The sequence below is a fragment of the Nitrosococcus wardiae genome, from assembly GCF_004421105.1.
In the GTDB taxonomy this organism is placed as follows: domain Bacteria; phylum Pseudomonadota; class Gammaproteobacteria; order Nitrosococcales; family Nitrosococcaceae; genus Nitrosococcus; species Nitrosococcus wardiae.
In genome coordinates this window covers 1,189,508-1,204,958 of record NZ_CP038033.1, presented here as the reverse complement: position 1 = coordinate 1,204,958, position 15,451 = coordinate 1,189,508, and the positions used below count along the sequence as shown (strand labels likewise).

The window sequence follows — 15,451 nt, the reverse complement described above, 5'->3', positions numbered from 1 at the left end:
AAGCCCCTTGAGCACCCCACCGGAGAACCAGGCACAGCAGCTACATACCTTGCGGGATTTTATCCGCTGGGGTGCCAGCCGCTTTAATGAGGCGGGGCTTTTTTTTGGCCACGGCACCGACAATGCCATTGATGAAGCCACCGCCCTAGTTCTCCACGCCCTCCATTTGGCCCCACAAAGCTTGCCTGCTGAGTTTTTCGGGGCCCGCCTGACTGAAATAGAAAAACGCCAGATATTGGCCTTGCTGGAACGCCGGATTCGGGAACGAATTCCAGCCCCTTACCTTACCCACGAGGCCTGGTTTGCAGGACTGAGTTTCTACGTGGATGAGCGGGTTTTGATCCCCCGATCGCCCCTAGCCGAACTCATTGAGCAACATTTTACCCCCTTTGTCTCCCCCGAGAGGGTTCACACCCTGCTGGATCTTTGTACCGGCAGCGGTTGTATCGCTATCGCTACCGCCTACGCCTTCCCCCAGGCCCAAGTGGACGCCACCGATATCAGCCAAGAGGCCTTGGCAGTGGCGCGCCTCAATATCGAGCGATATGGCCTTGAAGATCAAGTGCATGCCCTCCCCTCCAACCTCTTCGAGGGGTTAAAGGAGCGGCGCTATGATCTGATTCTCAGCAACCCCCCTTATGTGGGGGAGGCGGAACTGGCTTCTCTGCCCAAGGAATATCACTATGAACCCCGGCAGGCTTTGGAGGCAGAAAATGAGGGCTTAAGCCTCGTTCTCCAAATCCTGCTCCAGGCCCCTGATCACCTCAATAAACAAGGGATTCTCATTGTCGAGGTGGGGAACAGTGAAGCGGCCCTGAACAGGCGCCTGCCTGAAGTCCCCTTCTTATGGCTGGAATTCGAACGGGGCGGCTATGGGGTTTTCCTGCTAACGCGGGAACAGCTCATCAATGCCAAAGAAGTCATTGCCAAGGCCCTCCCCTCCTATTAAATCCTTTGATCACGACCCCCAGAGTGCCTCCAGGGACGGGCCAATACAAATAGCACGCCGACTACTAGGAAAATAAAAATAATGCGCTCGTAGACCTCTCGCGGAAACTGAGTGAGCAAGGGGAAGCATAATAACACGCCAAAATAGGGATTAAGCCTAGGGGCAGTAAAGTGGCCTGCTAAGCGGCCGTTGCGGCGACGGATGCGGATAAGGCTAAGATGGACAAAGAGGAATATCGTCACCAGTAAACACCCGGTCGTCTGCGCCATGACGGTGACTCCGCCGGCGATGACCCAAAGCAGCGTCAACAAAGTGACCACCAAAATACTCAACCAGGGCGTGTAACGGCGCGGATGTATCCAAGCGAGGGGAGCAGGCAATAAAGCTTGTTGCGCCATGCCGTACATAAGGCGGGAGGCCATAATGCTGCCAGCCAGACCGGTATTGGTAATGGCAATGATGGCAACCAGCGCAAAAGCCCAGGCTGGTATGGGTAACCCCGCGCGCTCCAGCACAGATAGTAAGGGCCGTTCTGAGGCCGCAGCCTCCATCGGTGTCATCGCAATTTGCACGGTGATAATTACCAGCAGATAAATTAAGCTGGTAGCGGTAATCGCGATCAGAATTGCGCGCGGTAGATCGCGCACCGGCTCTTTGGCTTCTTCCGCCAGATTGACCATGTCCTCGAAGCCCACAAAGGCATAAAAAGCAATAGTGACCCCCGCGACGATTGCCGTCACCTCCACGCTGGGTGCCAATGCTGCCAGCATCTGCGTTGGGGAATAGGTTGAAATCCCATACCGCAGGCAAACCCCTATAAAGAATAACAGGCCCCCCACTTCGATCAAGGTGAAAAGGTTATTTGTCCATGCCGACTGACGGATACCGATGAAGTTGAGCATATTGATGGCCATGATCAGCAGCCCAGCGGCGAGGAAAGTCGGGGCATGGGCAAACACCGAGAGATACCCTTGAAAGGCAAGCGCCACCGTCGCGGCTGAAGTTATTCCGCTGAATAACACCAGTACCCCCACCAAAAATGGGATAAATGGCTGGCGAAAGGCGTGCGCGCAATAGGCACTGGCACCAGCGCTATGGGGAACGCGAGCCGCTAGTTCCGCATAACTCAGGCCGGTTACTAATGCCAAGATGCCTGCGAGGATAAACGAGATCCAGGCTCCATCACCTGCAGCGCCAGCCACCTTGCCCACGAGCGCATAAATCCCGGCACCGAGAATGTCGCCTATGCCATAGAAGATCAAAGTGCCAAGGCTAAGGCTGCGGGCTAGCTTTATCTTAGCCATGAGCGCCGGAAAGGTGCCTCAGGTATTTCAACACCACAGCGTCTCAGTGGTCACAGTCATGAGGACGTCCGCGCCCTGATATCGCGCACCAGGCACGGGTCGGCGCCACCTCGATCGGTTTGACGGACGATGGAGATCTGCCCACGCTGCTCGCAGATCACAAATTGCACCTCACTGAGATCCTCAATGCCCTGCTGACGGAGTAGGCCGTACAAGTCATTACGTGTTAATCCGCACCGCCGCAACTCACCCTCGAGCACCCCCCCGTGGGCCATAAGCAGGCGTGGAGGGGGATCAATCAGATCGGCCATACTGGGGAAATAGCGCAACTGTGTGATGAGTCGGTGCGCAACGAGCAAAGTGAGGAGGGTGACCGCGCCGGCAAGATAACTGGTGGTACTGGCATTCGGCACGCGCCCGACGATAGCGCCCACCGCAACAGCGGCAACAAAATCAAATGGTGACATCTCCATGAGGGTGCGGCGTTCGCCAAAGCGAAAACCAATAATGGCCGTGAGATAGAGCAGGAGCGCCTTTAGCACTACCCAACCCAATTCCCCGCCTTCTCCGATTAAATGGTCCATCATTCTCCGCGCTATTAATTTTGCTCTATGGTCCCCGGTCCCTTTCAGGTGCGATACCTGGATCGCCTCCGCAGCAGAGGAGATAAGCCATGTACTGCGTGTACCGGGCCAACAGAAAAAGTTTGGTAATCTAATCGTAGTGCATCTTTAGATTAGGTGATAGGTCAACAACGCCTGATTGACAACCCGTCGGCCAAACGACTTCCAGGATGAACTTAGTCTTATTTTGCCTTTTAGAGTCAATATGACCCTATATATTGATAAGGGCTTGCAAGCAGCCGGCGCTGTCCGCTAGCCTGAGCTTCCCCTCTATTCTAGTTGCGCTAAGTATGGAAACCTTGTTCATTGATTTTCTGCTTGTATTGGCCTATGCACTGCTGCCAGCAGCCGGTAACCTCATTGGCACTGCCTTCGCCGAGAGCGTGCATTCTCCACGGTGGGTTATCGGGGCCGCTTTGCACGGAGCTGCAGGCATTGCGATCGCGCTGGTCGCAGTGGATCTAATGCCGCGCGTTCTTAAGATCATTCCCATGTGGGCCATCACGCTTGCTTTCCTGCTCGGCGCAGGATTCTCGTTGCTGTTATGGCGGGGTGTCAGAGCACTGCGCGGCCAGTTTGGCGGAACCCGCAGCAAGGCCCTGATGGTCTACATTGCCATTGGTGCCGATCTGTTTAGCGACGGCCTAATGACTGGTGCTGGCTCGGCGGTCACCAGCGGCCTCGGTCTACTGATCGGAGCAACCCAAGCGGTCGCCAACATTCCCGGCGGTTTCGCCGCTACAAAGAATCTTCAGGACAATGGAGTGCCCCGCGGTCGGCGCTGGCTGCTTAGCTTCTTTCTGTTCCTGCCGGTAGTGGCCAGCGCTGCAATTGGTTTTTGGCTTCTAGGTGGAGAGAATAACTTCGTTCAACATGCCGCGCTCGCCTTTATTAGCGGCGTACTGCTGTTGGCCACTATCGAGGATATGATTCCGGAAGGCGACCGACCACAGCCGTCCCGTTGGATCTCAACCCTGTCCTTTGCCGCTGGTTTTGTAGGCCTGAGTCTCGCCGTGAGCTACCTGTAACGACTTGCAGGCTCATTGAGGAAATTGGGATGATCACAATATTAGTTCTTTACTACCGCATGTATAGGCACGTTGAAACATTGGCCAACGCAGTAGCCGAAGGTGCCCACACGGTAGATGGCATTGAGGTGACCATTAAACGTATGCCTGAGCTCATGCCAGAGGAGATAGCCCGCAAATCGGACGTTAGCTTCGCCGCCTCTGAGAAGTGGCGTTAGCCATCACAGGATTTAGTCTTAGCGCATTGTTCAGCCCAAAAGCCACTCTAGAAAATTTACGAATACGCGTTGCCTCAGTAGAAGCCCTGCCCCAACTCTCTCTTCTCGGTTTGCTAGCTGGGCTGTTGGCAGGGACCGTCACGGTAGCCTTTCGGCTAGCAGTAGATATAGATCAGACTGCCCTCCTCCCTAGTCATCAGGTCGATGACTTCGAAAGCCTCAATTGGATCGGACGGTTATTGCTTCCCACCCTGGGGGGGTTGGGTATCGGCTTACTACAAGAGATTGCCCATACCTACCGAACAGTAGGAGTAGTCCATGTCCTGGAACGGATCGCCTATTATCAAGGCCGTCTGCCTTGGCGCAATGCCCTGCAACAATTCGTGACTGCAGCCCTTTCAATTATCTATGGGCACTCGGTAGGGCGCGAAGGTCCCAGTGTGCACTTAGGCGCTGCCAGCGGCAGCTTACTGGGACAATGGCTGGAATTACCTAATAATGCTCTCCGTACCCTGGTGGCCTGCGGTATTGCCGCAGCTATTGCGGCCTCCTTTAATACTCCCTTGGCGGGAGTCATCTTCTCTATGGAAGTGATCATGATGCAGTATCAGCTCGCCGGAGTGGCACCCATCATCCTAGCTGCCGTAGTAGGGGCAGCTATCGCTTGGGCCGTGTTTGGACCTTCTCCAGCTTTTTCCGTACCTCCTACCGAAATGCAGTCCCTGCTCGATCTCCCTTACCTGGTGCTAATTGGGCTCGTAGTGGGCATTTTAGCAGCCACCTATAATTGGCTACTGCGATTTTTTTCCAGACTGGGAAATAGCCGGCCTGTTTGGCAACGCTGCACTGCCGCCGGGCTGCTGGTCGGCCTTTGTGGGATTGCCGTCCCTGAAATTATGGGCCTTGGCTATGATACGGTAAACGCCGCTCTCCTCGGTCAGCTTGGCCTGGGGACTCTGGTGGCCATTACGACCCTTAAATTATTTGCTACCACCGCCTGTGTGGGCTTAGGGATACCAGGGGGACTGATTGGTCCCACCCTCGTCATTGGTACGGCGGCAGGTGGAGCACTAGGCATTATCGGTACGGCCTTGCTCCCACAAGAGGCCTCCCCTCTCGCCCTTTATGCCATGGTGGGAATGGCTGCCATGATGAGCGCTACTTTACAAGCGCCTCTGGCAGCTCTCATGGCCTTAGTGGAACTGACGGCCGATCCCCATATTCTCTTTCCAGGAATGTTGGCGGTGGTCGTGGCCAATCTGGGAGCGAAAGAACTGTTTCATCAGGAAGCCCTCTTTCTGATGCTGTTGCGAACCCGCGGTCTGGATTATCATTATGCGCCTACGGCCCTCAAACTCCGACAAACTGGAGTTGCAAGCGTGATGGATCGTCGCTTTGTGGAACTCCCCGTTACCATAGACCGAAAAACCATGGCCCAAGCCCTAGCAAAAAATCCCCGCTGGGTAGTGGTGAAGCAAGATTTCCGACCCATCTCCGTGATACAAGCCGCTGATGTGGCCCGGGCCTTAAGTGAAGAAAGCCTGGATCTTCTTGATCTCATGGAAATCCCCGCAGCCCGAGAAGATATCCGACCTATCCCCTTCCACGCAACACTCCAGGAAGCCCTGGAAATCCTCGATACCAGCCATGCCAACATGCTGTATGTCGAACGGCGCATAGGGCCTACCAGCACGCGAATTTATGGGGTATTAAGCCGGCAAGATATCGAGTCTTATTACGGCTAAATGTCAGCGGAAAACAGCATGGATTTTATTAACCTAGGGTTCTATTTTGGATTTCTTCTGCTGCGCATAAACTACGGCGATCCCGTAAATTATCGCAACACCAATTAAATCAATCCATAAGGCAGGGGGAGTAGCAATTACAAGGCCCATGAGGAAAAGAGGCCAACCGAGAATGGGGGAGAAAAAACGGTGAGTGAAAGGATTCCAATAACTTCCTAGCCCCTCAAGCGCACGAAGCACGGTATCGGGATGTTGCTTGGCGATTAGCGTAAGCAGACCCAACATGCTTAGAAAGATTCCCAATTTAGGCTCGAAGCCACCGGCTTCAGCGGTAAGGAGAATTCCACTGAGAAAAGTAACCCCAGCCGTCACGCCCGCAACTTGCTTTTCATGCTGCTGAAGGAATTTTATCGGGACCTGATTGCGGAGAAAATAGGCTCCCAGCAAAAAAACAGTGATTAAAAAAAGTAATGTGTACATCCCAGCACCGATAGATAAATTTGTTAATTTTAAAGATAGTGCTCAGCGAGCAGGGTTTCAACCCCTTTAATAGGGGCTCGTCGTGTCCCCACTGGTTCCACGTCCCTCTCGGCGCTTCCTTCACTTAGGGAATAAGGGAGAGAATAAAGCGAGTGCTTAACGCAAAGCCTTTAAAGCCGCGATGCGCTCTTCCAAAGGAGGGTGGGTACGAAACAGTTTGGTCAGGTGCTTTCTCATTCCCCCATTGATACCAAAGGCCCTCATCTCGGAAGGCAAATGTGAGGGCTCTGCAACACGCCCTAGACGCTCTAGAGCAGCGATCATCTTCTGCCGACCCGCTAAATTCGCTCCCCCCGCATCAGCGCGGAACTCGCGGTAGCGGCTAAACCAAAATACAATCATGGAAGCCAGAATACCAAATAGGATCTCGGCAATAATCGTAGTTATCCAGAAACCCATACCCGGTCCTGCATAGGCCTCTTCGCTGGGACGCAGGGCGCGATCTACCATATAGCCCACGATCCGGGCCAGAGCGATGACAAAGGTGTTGAGCACCCCTTGAATCAGAGCCAAAGTGACCATATCGCCGTTCGCCACGTGGCTTATCTCATGAGCTAATACGGCTTCTATCTCATCCTGCGTCATCTGCTCTAACAGACCTGTACTCACTGCGACCAAGGCATTATTACGGTTGCCACCAGTGGCAAAGGCATTAGGAGCTGGCGAAGTGTAAATCGCTACCTCTGGCATACCAATTCCTGCCCGTCTAGCCTGGGCCCGAACTGTTTCTACTAACCATTGCTCAGCCGAGTTTTTGGGCTGTTCGATAATCTGAGCGCCCGTAACACGCTTGGCAATCCACTTGGACAGGGCAAGTGAAATAAACGAGCCGCCCATCCCAAAAATGGCTGCAAAGATAAGCAAGCCAGTCATATCGATACCCGCCTGACTGAGGAAGCGATTGGCACCGAGTACATTAACAACAATGCCAAGCACTACTAGAATGGCTAAGTTAGTGAGCAGAAATAGCATCACGCGTTTCATGGGATCCTCTCGATAAAAAAGCTTACTACGTACTCCTGCAAACTGCCCGTGAGTGCAGGAGAATTCACGCCCATCATCCAGCACCCGGGAAGTTTATGAACGCGCTGACATTTCCTACTCTGCCTCTTTGCAGAACTGGATGATCACCGCTTCATTCGGCCGCAGTGTCATTGCTTCTGCCAACCTGTTTTTTCCCGGTGAAATTTCCTCTGTGGATAGCACCAACCGTGCCACACCCGTCTCCTTGGGCACTTGAAAACGGTGGTATTCCTGGCTCACATTGAGTGCCACCACAAAGGTGTCACTTTCGCCGTGGTAACGACGATAGGCCAGCAGCGGAGGGGTAACGGGAATAGGGTCGTACTCCCCGACACACAGTGCCGGGGCACTTTGCCGCAGAGCGATAAGGCGCCGGTAAAGCGAAAGCATGGACTGGGGGTCTGCGCGCTCCCGCTCGACATTGATTTCTTGAAAGTCCTTGGTGAGCGGCAACCAAGGCATGCCCTCACTAAAGCCCGCATTGCGCCCGGGAGTCCACGGCATCGGCGTGCGGTAGGCGTCGCGGCCAAGTCCTTTGCCGGGGCAGTTGAGTCCACGGGGGTCCATCACCTCCTCCGGTGCCATAGAGACATTCTCCATGCCAAGCTCATCCCCATAATACAGGGTCGGCGTCCCCCGCAGTGTGAGGAGTAAAACAGCCGCAGAACGCGCCTGCTGGCGGCCAATGCGGCTCGCCACCCGGGGCTGGTCATGATTGCCCAGCACCCAGTTCGGCCACTCATCTTCGGGCACGGAGGCTTCGTATTCATCAATCACTTCACGCAGGTGCGCGGCATCCCAAGGCGTGGAGAGCAAGTGGAAATTAAAAGGCAGCTGTGCCCCAGATTGCTCAAGGCCATAATACTTCACCAGATTAGCAATCGGCGCATAAACTTCAGCGATGAGCAGCCGCTCATCATACGCATTGATCACCTTCCGCATTTCCGCCACCACCTCATGGACCTCCGGTTGATCGGCCGAATAAGCAGGGATAAGGGCATTATAGGGGGAATGGGTAGCTGCATCATAATCGGGATTGGGCGGGTTGTCCCGGAGATGCTCATCTTTGATCATATGCCAAACCACATCCACCCGGAAACCGTCGACTCCTTTATCGAGCCAAAACCGCATCACCTCCGTCATCGCCTGGCGCACCTCGGGATGACGCCAGTTGAGGTCCGGTTGCCCGGGGAGAAAAGCATGGTAATAATATTGGCCGCTTGGCGCATGCCAGGTCCAGGCACTCCCACCGAATTCACTGAGCCAGTTGTTGGGAGGGCCACCCCCTGGCGCAGGATCAGCCCATAAATACCAATCCCGCTTGGCGCTCGTGCGTGACTGACAAGCCTCTTTGAACCACGGGTGCTGATCCGAGGTGTGATTGGGCACGAAATCCAAAATAAGTTTGATACCTCGCTGGTGGACTTCCGCGAGAAGACGCTCGAAATCCCTGAGGGTGCCAAACAGGGGATGGATGGCGGTGTAATCGCTGATATCATAACCGAAGTCTTTCATCGGCGAAGGATAAATGGGTGAAATCCAAATCCCATTGACGCCTAGCCATTCCAAATAGTCGAGACGCTGGCGAATACCCTCTAAATCACCTACCCCGTCGCCATCAGCATCGAAGAAAGATCGTGGATAAATCTGGTAGACAATTCCCCTCTGCCACCATAAATAATCATCCTGCGAACGAACCACCTATATTTTTCCTCCCTTTATCTCACGGCGTTTGGGTCAGCTGGGGTTTTCAGTTTCCTGGTACCGTGGCTTGCTCCTGCAAAAACTACCCTTGGTATTGGATATAGCCCATTATCAGGAAAGTCACAAGGAATGGGGTTAAATGCAGAGAGTGAAGGATTCTGAGAAGGTCAGCCCCTGAAATCAGCCTCACCTAGGGGCCTGCAATGAGTATTGCCCCTTTAAATCAATTATCTTCGTTGGGTGGAGCTAATGCACTCTGGCTGGTTTTAGATCTGGCTTTCTCAACCAATAATTGAGTAGCCAATGTATTGTTCTCCTCCGCTCTGCTTTTCAAAGAGGGCAGTGCGCGCCGTATTCTAGCTTGCAAGGAGCGGCGCCGATCCCATGATTGATCGAGATGAGCGATCAAACGACCTGCATTGACCAGCTTAAATGGGGGCGTTTCAATATCCAAATCTTCCAAAAATCCGCCCACTTTGGAGGAATAAGGCAAAGCAACGAAAGGTATCCCCTGTAATGCAGCAAAGATGAGGAAATGCAGCCGCATACCGACCGCAAATGAGAAATAGCTCATCAAGGACAGCATTTGCCCGGGAGTGTATTCGCCTTTTAATACTGTTGCCCTCGGGGCACGCAGCATCTGAGCAATGACCGCATGGGCATGTTGCACATCCAAGACCTGCCGCTCCATAGGAATAAACACCACATCTGCATCAAAGCGATCAACCATGAAATCAGCCGCATTTGCTAACAGGGCATGATAGACCTTCTGGTCAATATCCGGTGCTGCTACTCCGGGTTCACGCACGGACATACCGACGATACGATGTCTTCCGGCTAAGCCTTCATTTTTTAATGCACCCCCCGCAAGAGGCTCGGGCACCGCCAGCAGGGCGGGATCGGCGGTGACGATAATCTCGCGATAAACGCCTACTTCTTCTAATAAATACCTCGCCTTTTTTTCCCGCACGGTGACAATGGCCGCCTGATTTAAATTGTCTCGTACCAGTTTTTGTGCACTCGGATCATGCAATGGTCCAGCACTTACTGCATACACCATCACAGGCACTCCCAATTCATGGGCCAGTGCCACTTCCCTCAAATAGATCTTAGCCTCCGCATCGAACAAAATCCCCCCACCGCCAAGTAGGAACAAATCAAGGCGCTGAATTTCTGGCAATACTTCGTCCCGCGATAATTTGCGCACGGGAATTGCCCGCTCCACTTTCTGGCGCTTTAGGGTATCTTCGGGATCTCTAGAGAAAACGGTAATCTCTACGGGCACAGTGCGGCGCAACTCACTCACCATAACCTGTAGTATGGCTTCATCCCCAAGGTTCAAACCACCATAAGAGCCGGATATGCCTACTTTAAACATTACCTTAAACCGTTTTAACCGCAGCTTGCGTGAAATAGCGGACTAGTTCATGGTTAATATAGCTATATTTCCTGGGACTGATAATTACTGCGCAAAGTCTCTTCCTATGGAATGCAAAAAACCCCAGGGAAGAAATTACCCATAGAACCTTTCCCCAGAATAATGGCGAGAAATCGATTAGAATACCTCGTAATACTGAAAGCGAAAGCGGAAATGGCAGCTATGCTGTCAAAGGAAGCTCTTTACTTATCGCTATGATTACCAACGCAAATAGACCCAATCCACCCCATTCAGCCGAGGAGGGCACTTCACTGGTGCGGCCTAATCTAGACCGGCGACTTTTGGCCGAAGCGGTTCGGTTCCATGAGGAAGCCCAAGGACCTTCCCTCAATGAGGACCAAGCCGATACTGTAGGTCGAAAAACAGGAGGGAATCTGGAACAGCGAATTATTGCTCGCGCCCAATCCCTGTCCATCGCCCCATCCTTGCAAGAGGCTTTGCATCAACTGCATAGCGCCTTCGCCTTAGCCACTGTCATCGGCTTGGTGCTCGCCATCTTCGCCGGAGCAACGACGGCGAGGATGGCCCTGGGATCGGAGACCGAAGGGCCCGTCAATTTCTTCTGGGTACTCGGTAGTATCCTCGGCGTAAATACTATCGCTCTCATCGCCTGGATAACCTTGATATTTATTCAGCCGGGTATCACCACTACCGGGTCATTGGGCGCCGCTGCTTTTGCCCTAGGACGGCGGCTTAATTATTGGCTGCACAAAGGGCCACCCCATGTGGCTGCAGCTCAAGCGGTTGGTTCAGTATACGCCCGTAGCCCTATTGGCCGTTGGACCCTGAGCGCTGTCAGCCATGCCATATGGCTCGCCTTTCTCGTCAGCAGCCTGGTGTTAGCTATTTTTCTTCTAAGCATTAAAGAATACAGCTTTGCTTGGGAAACAACGATCTTATCTGACCGCACCTACGTCGCGTTAACACGGACCCTGGCCAGTGTGCCCGAGGCCTTAGGATTTACCACCCCCGATACCGACCAGATTGTGGCCAGCCATTGGACAGGAACAGGGGATTTTTCTCCCGAGGCCCGAGAGGCCTGGTCAGGATTGCTGGCAGGATCTATCATTGCTTACGGTATCTTGCCGCGGGCCTTACTGCTGTTATTAAGCTTGCTGCTGCGTTGGCAGGCAGGACGACACTTTAGGCTAGATACCAGTCGGCCAGGCTATTCCCGCCTGCGGAACCGGTTGATGCCCGTCTCCCGAACTATCGGCATCATTGATACTGAAGAAACTCCCGAGACCGCCTATGGGGAGGAGACACTCAAAGATGAAGCCCTATTAGCTCAAACCACTGGCCCCATCGCTATTCTCGGACTTGAAATCGACCCCCCCCAATCGGATTGGCCTCCTCCCCTGGAAGGCATTGACTGGCTGGATCTGGGCTTTGTGGACGATCGTAGTCAGCGGCACCACGCCCTCGAGAGAATCCTATCGGCACTCCAAAAGCCCCGCCTCATTGTGGTCGTGTGCTCCCTCACGGCAACGCCGGACCGGGGAACCCGGGCCTTTGTCCATGAGCTGCAGCATACCAGCCATCTTCCCGTCATTATTGTCCTGACAGAAGGTCAACATTTACGCAATAGGGGCGATGGTAAGCAAGTGGCCCAACGCCTTGCCGATTGGCGCCAAATCGCTGCCGAGGCTAAGGTAAAAAATGAACGAGTTATGGAAGTAGATCTCGATCACCTAACCGATGTCAGTCGCACTAAGTTGGCTAAGCGATTGGGAATCAAACCGAGCACTTTGGTAACCCAGCGTCGTGTTGAAAAGGCTTTTGCAGTTATTCTTGAACATCTAAATCACTGGACTCAGGAGCCCAATGCTAGCGAGCAGGCCGAACTGCACCGCCAAATCGCACAACTTTATCGCGGCGAACGCCAGTCCTGGCAAGCGCTATTACAAACCAAGGCCCAGGAGGGCGGCAATCAAGTGGCTCAGCTCCAAACCAGCGCGTCCCGCATGATGGATCTGCTGCCCGACCGGCTGCGCCGGAGTTCCAAGTGGTTGGCTGCGGGTGCCCTCACGGGTGCGATGGGCTGCGTGGCAGCCTCTACCTTAGTTACTCCCGCAGCTATTGCGGCCTTACCCGCTTGGGTTGGACTGGGAGCTGCTATCTCAGCGGCTCTGCAGCCCCTTATGCCGAAACGGGAAAACGTCATCGCACCGGAGCGGATTGATCTCACCGAGGCGGTGAATAGTGCGGCCCTGTTTGCGATTGTGTTGGAGCTGCAGGGGCGCGATGAGGCGACTATCACGCGAATTATCGATCAGGTGGCTATCGAAAACGAGCCACCCCCGATTGCTAATCCAGCCGCTGCGCGCACTTGGCTGGATACGCTGCGCCAGCGACTGGATCTAGCCTTAGCCAGGGAGAGAGGGGCGTGACGCTGCCGGTGCTCAAGACCGCGGTAGTGGGCCATACCAACACCGGTAAAACTTCGCTGCTACGCACACTGACCCGAGATGCTAACTTCGGCGAGGTATCTAACCGGCACGCCACCACCCGCCATGTGGAAGGCGCCTCTCTGCTTGTGGAGGGAGTTCCCCTTATCGAACTTTACGATACACCCGGTTTAGAAGATTCCATCGGTCTACTAGAACACCTAGAGTCTCTAAAAACAGACCGCTACACTGCTTGGATCGAAGTGTTGCACCAATTCCTCGATAGCCCGGCAGCACACGGCGAGTTCGAGCAAGAAGCCAAAGCCCTCCACCAGGTGTTAGCCAGCGATATCGCATTATATGTGATCGATGCCCGAGACCGGGTGCGAGGCAAACACCGAGATGAATTGGAAATTCTGGGGCGTACTGCCAAGCCCGTCGTACCGGTGCTCAACTTTGTGGTCAGCCCCGAAGCTAGGACGCAAGAGTGGCGGGAGCATTTAAGCCGGGTCAACATGCATGCGGTGGTGGAGTTCGATACGGTCGTCTTCAATGAACTGGGAGAACGGCGGCTATTCGAAAAAATGCAGACCTTATCGGATCAGTTCTACCCAACCTTGGAAGCTGTGATTCAGGACCGGGTCCGCCAACGGGCGAATTTGATCCGTGCTTCGGCAGACCTGGTAGCCGATCTACTAATTGATGTCGCTGCCTATATGATCACGATTCCCGCCGATACCCAGAGATCCGTAACTGCTATGGAGTCTCTCAAACAGGCTGTGCGTAAGCGGGAACAACAATGTGTCGATGATTTGCTGGAGCTATTTCGGTTTCGAACCGATGATTACGAATCTGATATCTTGCCTATTGAAGAAGGACAATGGGGACTCGATCTGTTTAGCCCGGCCTCTTTAAAGCAATTCGGTATCAGGGCCGGCAGTGGTGCAGCCGCGGGTGGAATGGCAGGTTTAGCCGTTGATGCTATGACAGGAGGACTTAGTCTAGGTGCCGCCGCCGCTTTAGGCGCTGCCTTGGGGGCTTTATGGAGCGGGTCCCGGACCCATGGTAAGCGCCTGGCTGACCGGCTGCGGGGGTTCACTGAACTGCGTGTCAACGAGGCAACGCTACGTTTGCTAGCCGTCCGCCAGATCGACCTGGTCCAGGCCTTACTGCGACGGGGCCACGCCAGTCAGGAAAAGATCCACTTAAGCGCTAAAAGTGAAGTCGGCAAAAAGGTCTGGATGGCTCAGAAACTGCCCGACTCACTTGAGCAGGCACGGCTCAATCCCTCCTGGTCACGCTTAGGAAATCCCGATCCCACAGCCATCAACATGGCCTCCAGCCGATTAGCCGCTAAAGAGGAATTGGCTGGAATCGTGGAGACCGGCTTAGTGGAGTCTATGGGTGATCCCGCCCTGACAAACAATGGCCGGCGCTTGAATCCTCAGTATTCGGGTAACGCCTAAGCGTTTTTTACATCTCAAGGTTTATAAATACCACCTAGGCAATTATCGCTCGTCTACTATAGTTAATTAGTACACTACCAGACTTTAAAAGAAGGTACAGGGTAGGAAATATGGACGAAAGGAGGAAACGATGGCAAACGTTCCTTTTAAAGATAAAGACTATGATCTCGTCAGTACTATTTACCATGCTTCCCAAGGAGCCTCAATCTGCAATCAGTATGCTACCGATGCAGACAAAGAAGGCGACAGCGAAGCAGCCCAGTTCTTTAAAGAAGTTCAAGAGCAAAATATGAGGCTAGTGCAAAAGGGTAAAGACCTGCTTAAGAAACGGATATAACATCGCTGCTTAAATACCGCAGGCTACTTCTTATTACCATCCAAAAAGGGGCTTTTACGCCCCTTTTCCTTTTTTAGCGTGCAGCTACTAAATTTTTTTCTAGAATAACAGTAAAGCTTGCGGTATAGCCGTATTTCTATGAAATGCCTTATAGACCCACAGGAGGTGCTCTCATGGCATGGGCAGAAACACCCTACCGAGTTACTGAACATACAGCCGAGAAAATTAATTGGCGCATTGAGGAGGAAATGCGGGAGCGGTTAAATCACTATGCCCTCTATCCCGAGGGTATCAACCAACGGCTGCAGGAATTGGATGAAGAGTGGGATATTGAGCGTACTTTGGAGGCCAATGCTGCTAGCTTCTCCCTGGCGGGGTTGACGCTGGGGTTAGCAGTGAACCGCAAATTTCTGCTATTACCGCTGGCGGTATCGGCTTTTCTTTTGCAGCACGCTATTCAGGGCTGGTGTCCACCGCTACCGCTGTTCCGCCGCCTAGGCGTACGCACCCAGCACGAGATAGAAACCGAGCGCACTGCATTGAAGATCCTACGCGGTGATTTTGATGAAATCAGTCATGAAGACCACCCCGCTACGGCGGTAAATACCGTGCAAAGGTAAAGGTAACAGGGGCCTGAAAGTGGGATATTGTCTCCCTTGGAAATTTAGGGGAAACGGGGGCAATTCACC

Annotated in this window: 14 protein-coding genes; 8 read left to right on the top strand and 6 right to left on the bottom strand. The window is 53.5% G+C overall.

From position 1 onward, the window contains the following. The first annotated feature begins 7 nt into the window (after window positions 1-7). Window positions 8-949 (top strand): 50S ribosomal protein L3 N(5)-glutamine methyltransferase, encoded by a 942-nt coding sequence (gene prmB / locus E3U44_RS05895; protein ID WP_134357125.1) that lies wholly within the window; start codon window positions 8-10, stop codon window positions 947-949. Here the strand turns inward: prmB and E3U44_RS05890 are convergent. After that, window positions 946-2,253 carry an APC family permease gene (locus E3U44_RS05890; RefSeq protein WP_134357123.1) on the bottom strand — a complete coding sequence of 436 codons (1,308 nt, stop codon included), beginning with the start codon at window positions 2,251-2,253 and terminating at the stop codon, window positions 946-948. The two genes, prmB and E3U44_RS05890, sit on opposite strands and share 4 nt — an antisense overlap. Window positions 2,254-2,309: 56 nt before the next feature. Beyond that, window positions 2,310-2,840 (bottom strand): DUF421 domain-containing protein, encoded by a 531-nt coding sequence (locus E3U44_RS05885; protein ID WP_240761742.1) that lies wholly within the window; start codon window positions 2,838-2,840, stop codon window positions 2,310-2,312. Window positions 2,841-3,412: 572 nt separating this feature from the next. On the opposite strand from E3U44_RS05885, the gene E3U44_RS05880 reads away from it, so the two are divergent. Genes E3U44_RS05880 through E3U44_RS05870 form a run of 3 tightly spaced genes read left to right on the top strand, consistent with a single transcriptional unit; the run spans window position 3,413 to window position 5,867 of the window. Continuing rightward, on the top strand, window positions 3,413-3,904 hold the full coding sequence (locus E3U44_RS05880) for a ZIP family metal transporter (RefSeq protein ID WP_240761741.1): 492 nt from the start codon (window positions 3,413-3,415) through the stop codon (window positions 3,902-3,904). A gap of 29 nt (window positions 3,905-3,933) precedes the next feature. Beyond that, a complete protein-coding gene (locus E3U44_RS05875) occupies window positions 3,934-4,122 on the top strand; it encodes an NADPH-dependent FMN reductase family protein (protein WP_206054910.1) in 189 nt (62 codons plus the stop codon). Between the two features lie 26 nt (window positions 4,123-4,148). Then, on the top strand, window positions 4,149-5,867 hold the full coding sequence (locus tag E3U44_RS05870; protein WP_206054908.1) for a chloride channel protein: 1,719 nt from the start codon (window positions 4,149-4,151) through the stop codon (window positions 5,865-5,867). 33 nt (window positions 5,868-5,900) lie between these two features. On the opposite strand, the gene E3U44_RS05865 is transcribed toward E3U44_RS05870, so the two are convergent. The 4 genes from E3U44_RS05865 to E3U44_RS05850 form a co-directional block, all read right to left on the bottom strand. After that, entirely contained in the window at window positions 5,901-6,347 is a 447-nt protein-coding gene (locus E3U44_RS05865) for a hypothetical protein (protein WP_134357121.1), read from the bottom strand. Between the two features lie 156 nt (window positions 6,348-6,503). Beyond that, entirely contained in the window at window positions 6,504-7,391 is an 888-nt protein-coding gene (htpX, locus tag E3U44_RS05860) for a protease HtpX (protein WP_134357120.1), read from the bottom strand. Window positions 7,392-7,505: 114 nt separating this feature from the next. Beyond that, window positions 7,506-9,131: an alpha-amylase family glycosyl hydrolase gene (locus tag E3U44_RS05855; protein ID WP_134357118.1), complete on the bottom strand. Its 1,626-nt coding sequence runs from the start codon at window positions 9,129-9,131 to the stop codon at window positions 7,506-7,508. A gap of 226 nt (window positions 9,132-9,357) precedes the next feature. Continuing rightward, a complete protein-coding gene (locus E3U44_RS05850) occupies window positions 9,358-10,512 on the bottom strand; it encodes a polysaccharide pyruvyl transferase family protein (protein ID WP_134357117.1) in 1,155 nt (384 codons plus the stop codon). Between the two features lie 314 nt (window positions 10,513-10,826). Between E3U44_RS05850 and E3U44_RS05845 the strand changes: the two genes are divergently transcribed. From E3U44_RS05845 to E3U44_RS05830, 4 genes are all read left to right on the top strand, one after another. Beyond that, entirely contained in the window at window positions 10,827-12,962 is a 2,136-nt protein-coding gene (locus E3U44_RS05845; protein WP_166805003.1) for a DUF2868 domain-containing protein, read from the top strand. Continuing rightward, a complete protein-coding gene (locus E3U44_RS05840; protein WP_134357114.1) occupies window positions 12,959-14,425 on the top strand; it encodes a DUF3482 domain-containing protein in 1,467 nt (488 codons plus the stop codon). Before E3U44_RS05845 ends, E3U44_RS05840 begins: the two co-directional genes overlap by 4 nt. Before the next feature lie 130 nt (window positions 14,426-14,555). Then, window positions 14,556-14,762, top strand: a complete 207-nt coding sequence (locus E3U44_RS05835; protein ID WP_134357112.1) for a hypothetical protein — start codon at window positions 14,556-14,558, stop codon at window positions 14,760-14,762. Between the two features lie 173 nt (window positions 14,763-14,935). Further along, entirely contained in the window at window positions 14,936-15,382 is a 447-nt protein-coding gene (locus tag E3U44_RS05830; protein ID WP_134357110.1) for a DUF2892 domain-containing protein, read from the top strand. Window positions 15,383-15,451 lie beyond the last annotated feature (69 nt).

Excerpts from the sequence above, each read along its gene's own strand:
- E3U44_RS05865 (WP_134357121.1), bottom strand. The coding sequence starts at position 6,347 with ATGTACACATTACTTTTTTTAATCACTGTTTTTTTGCTGGGAGCCTAT.
- htpX (WP_134357120.1), bottom strand. The coding sequence starts at position 7,391 with ATGAAACGCGTGATGCTATTTCTGCTCACTAACTTAGCCATTCTAGTA.
- E3U44_RS05830 (WP_134357110.1), top strand. The coding sequence starts at position 14,936 with ATGGCATGGGCAGAAACACCCTACCGAGTTACTGAACATACAGCCGAG.
- E3U44_RS05835 (WP_134357112.1), top strand. The coding sequence starts at position 14,556 with ATGGCAAACGTTCCTTTTAAAGATAAAGACTATGATCTCGTCAGTACT.
- E3U44_RS05875 (WP_206054910.1), top strand. The coding sequence starts at position 3,934 with ATGATCACAATATTAGTTCTTTACTACCGCATGTATAGGCACGTTGAA.
- E3U44_RS05885 (WP_240761742.1), bottom strand. The coding sequence starts at position 2,840 with ATGATGGACCATTTAATCGGAGAAGGCGGGGAATTGGGTTGGGTAGTG.
- E3U44_RS05890 (WP_134357123.1), bottom strand. The coding sequence starts at position 2,253 with ATGGCTAAGATAAAGCTAGCCCGCAGCCTTAGCCTTGGCACTTTGATC.
- E3U44_RS05850 (WP_134357117.1), bottom strand. The coding sequence starts at position 10,512 with ATGTTTAAAGTAGGCATATCCGGCTCTTATGGTGGTTTGAACCTTGGG.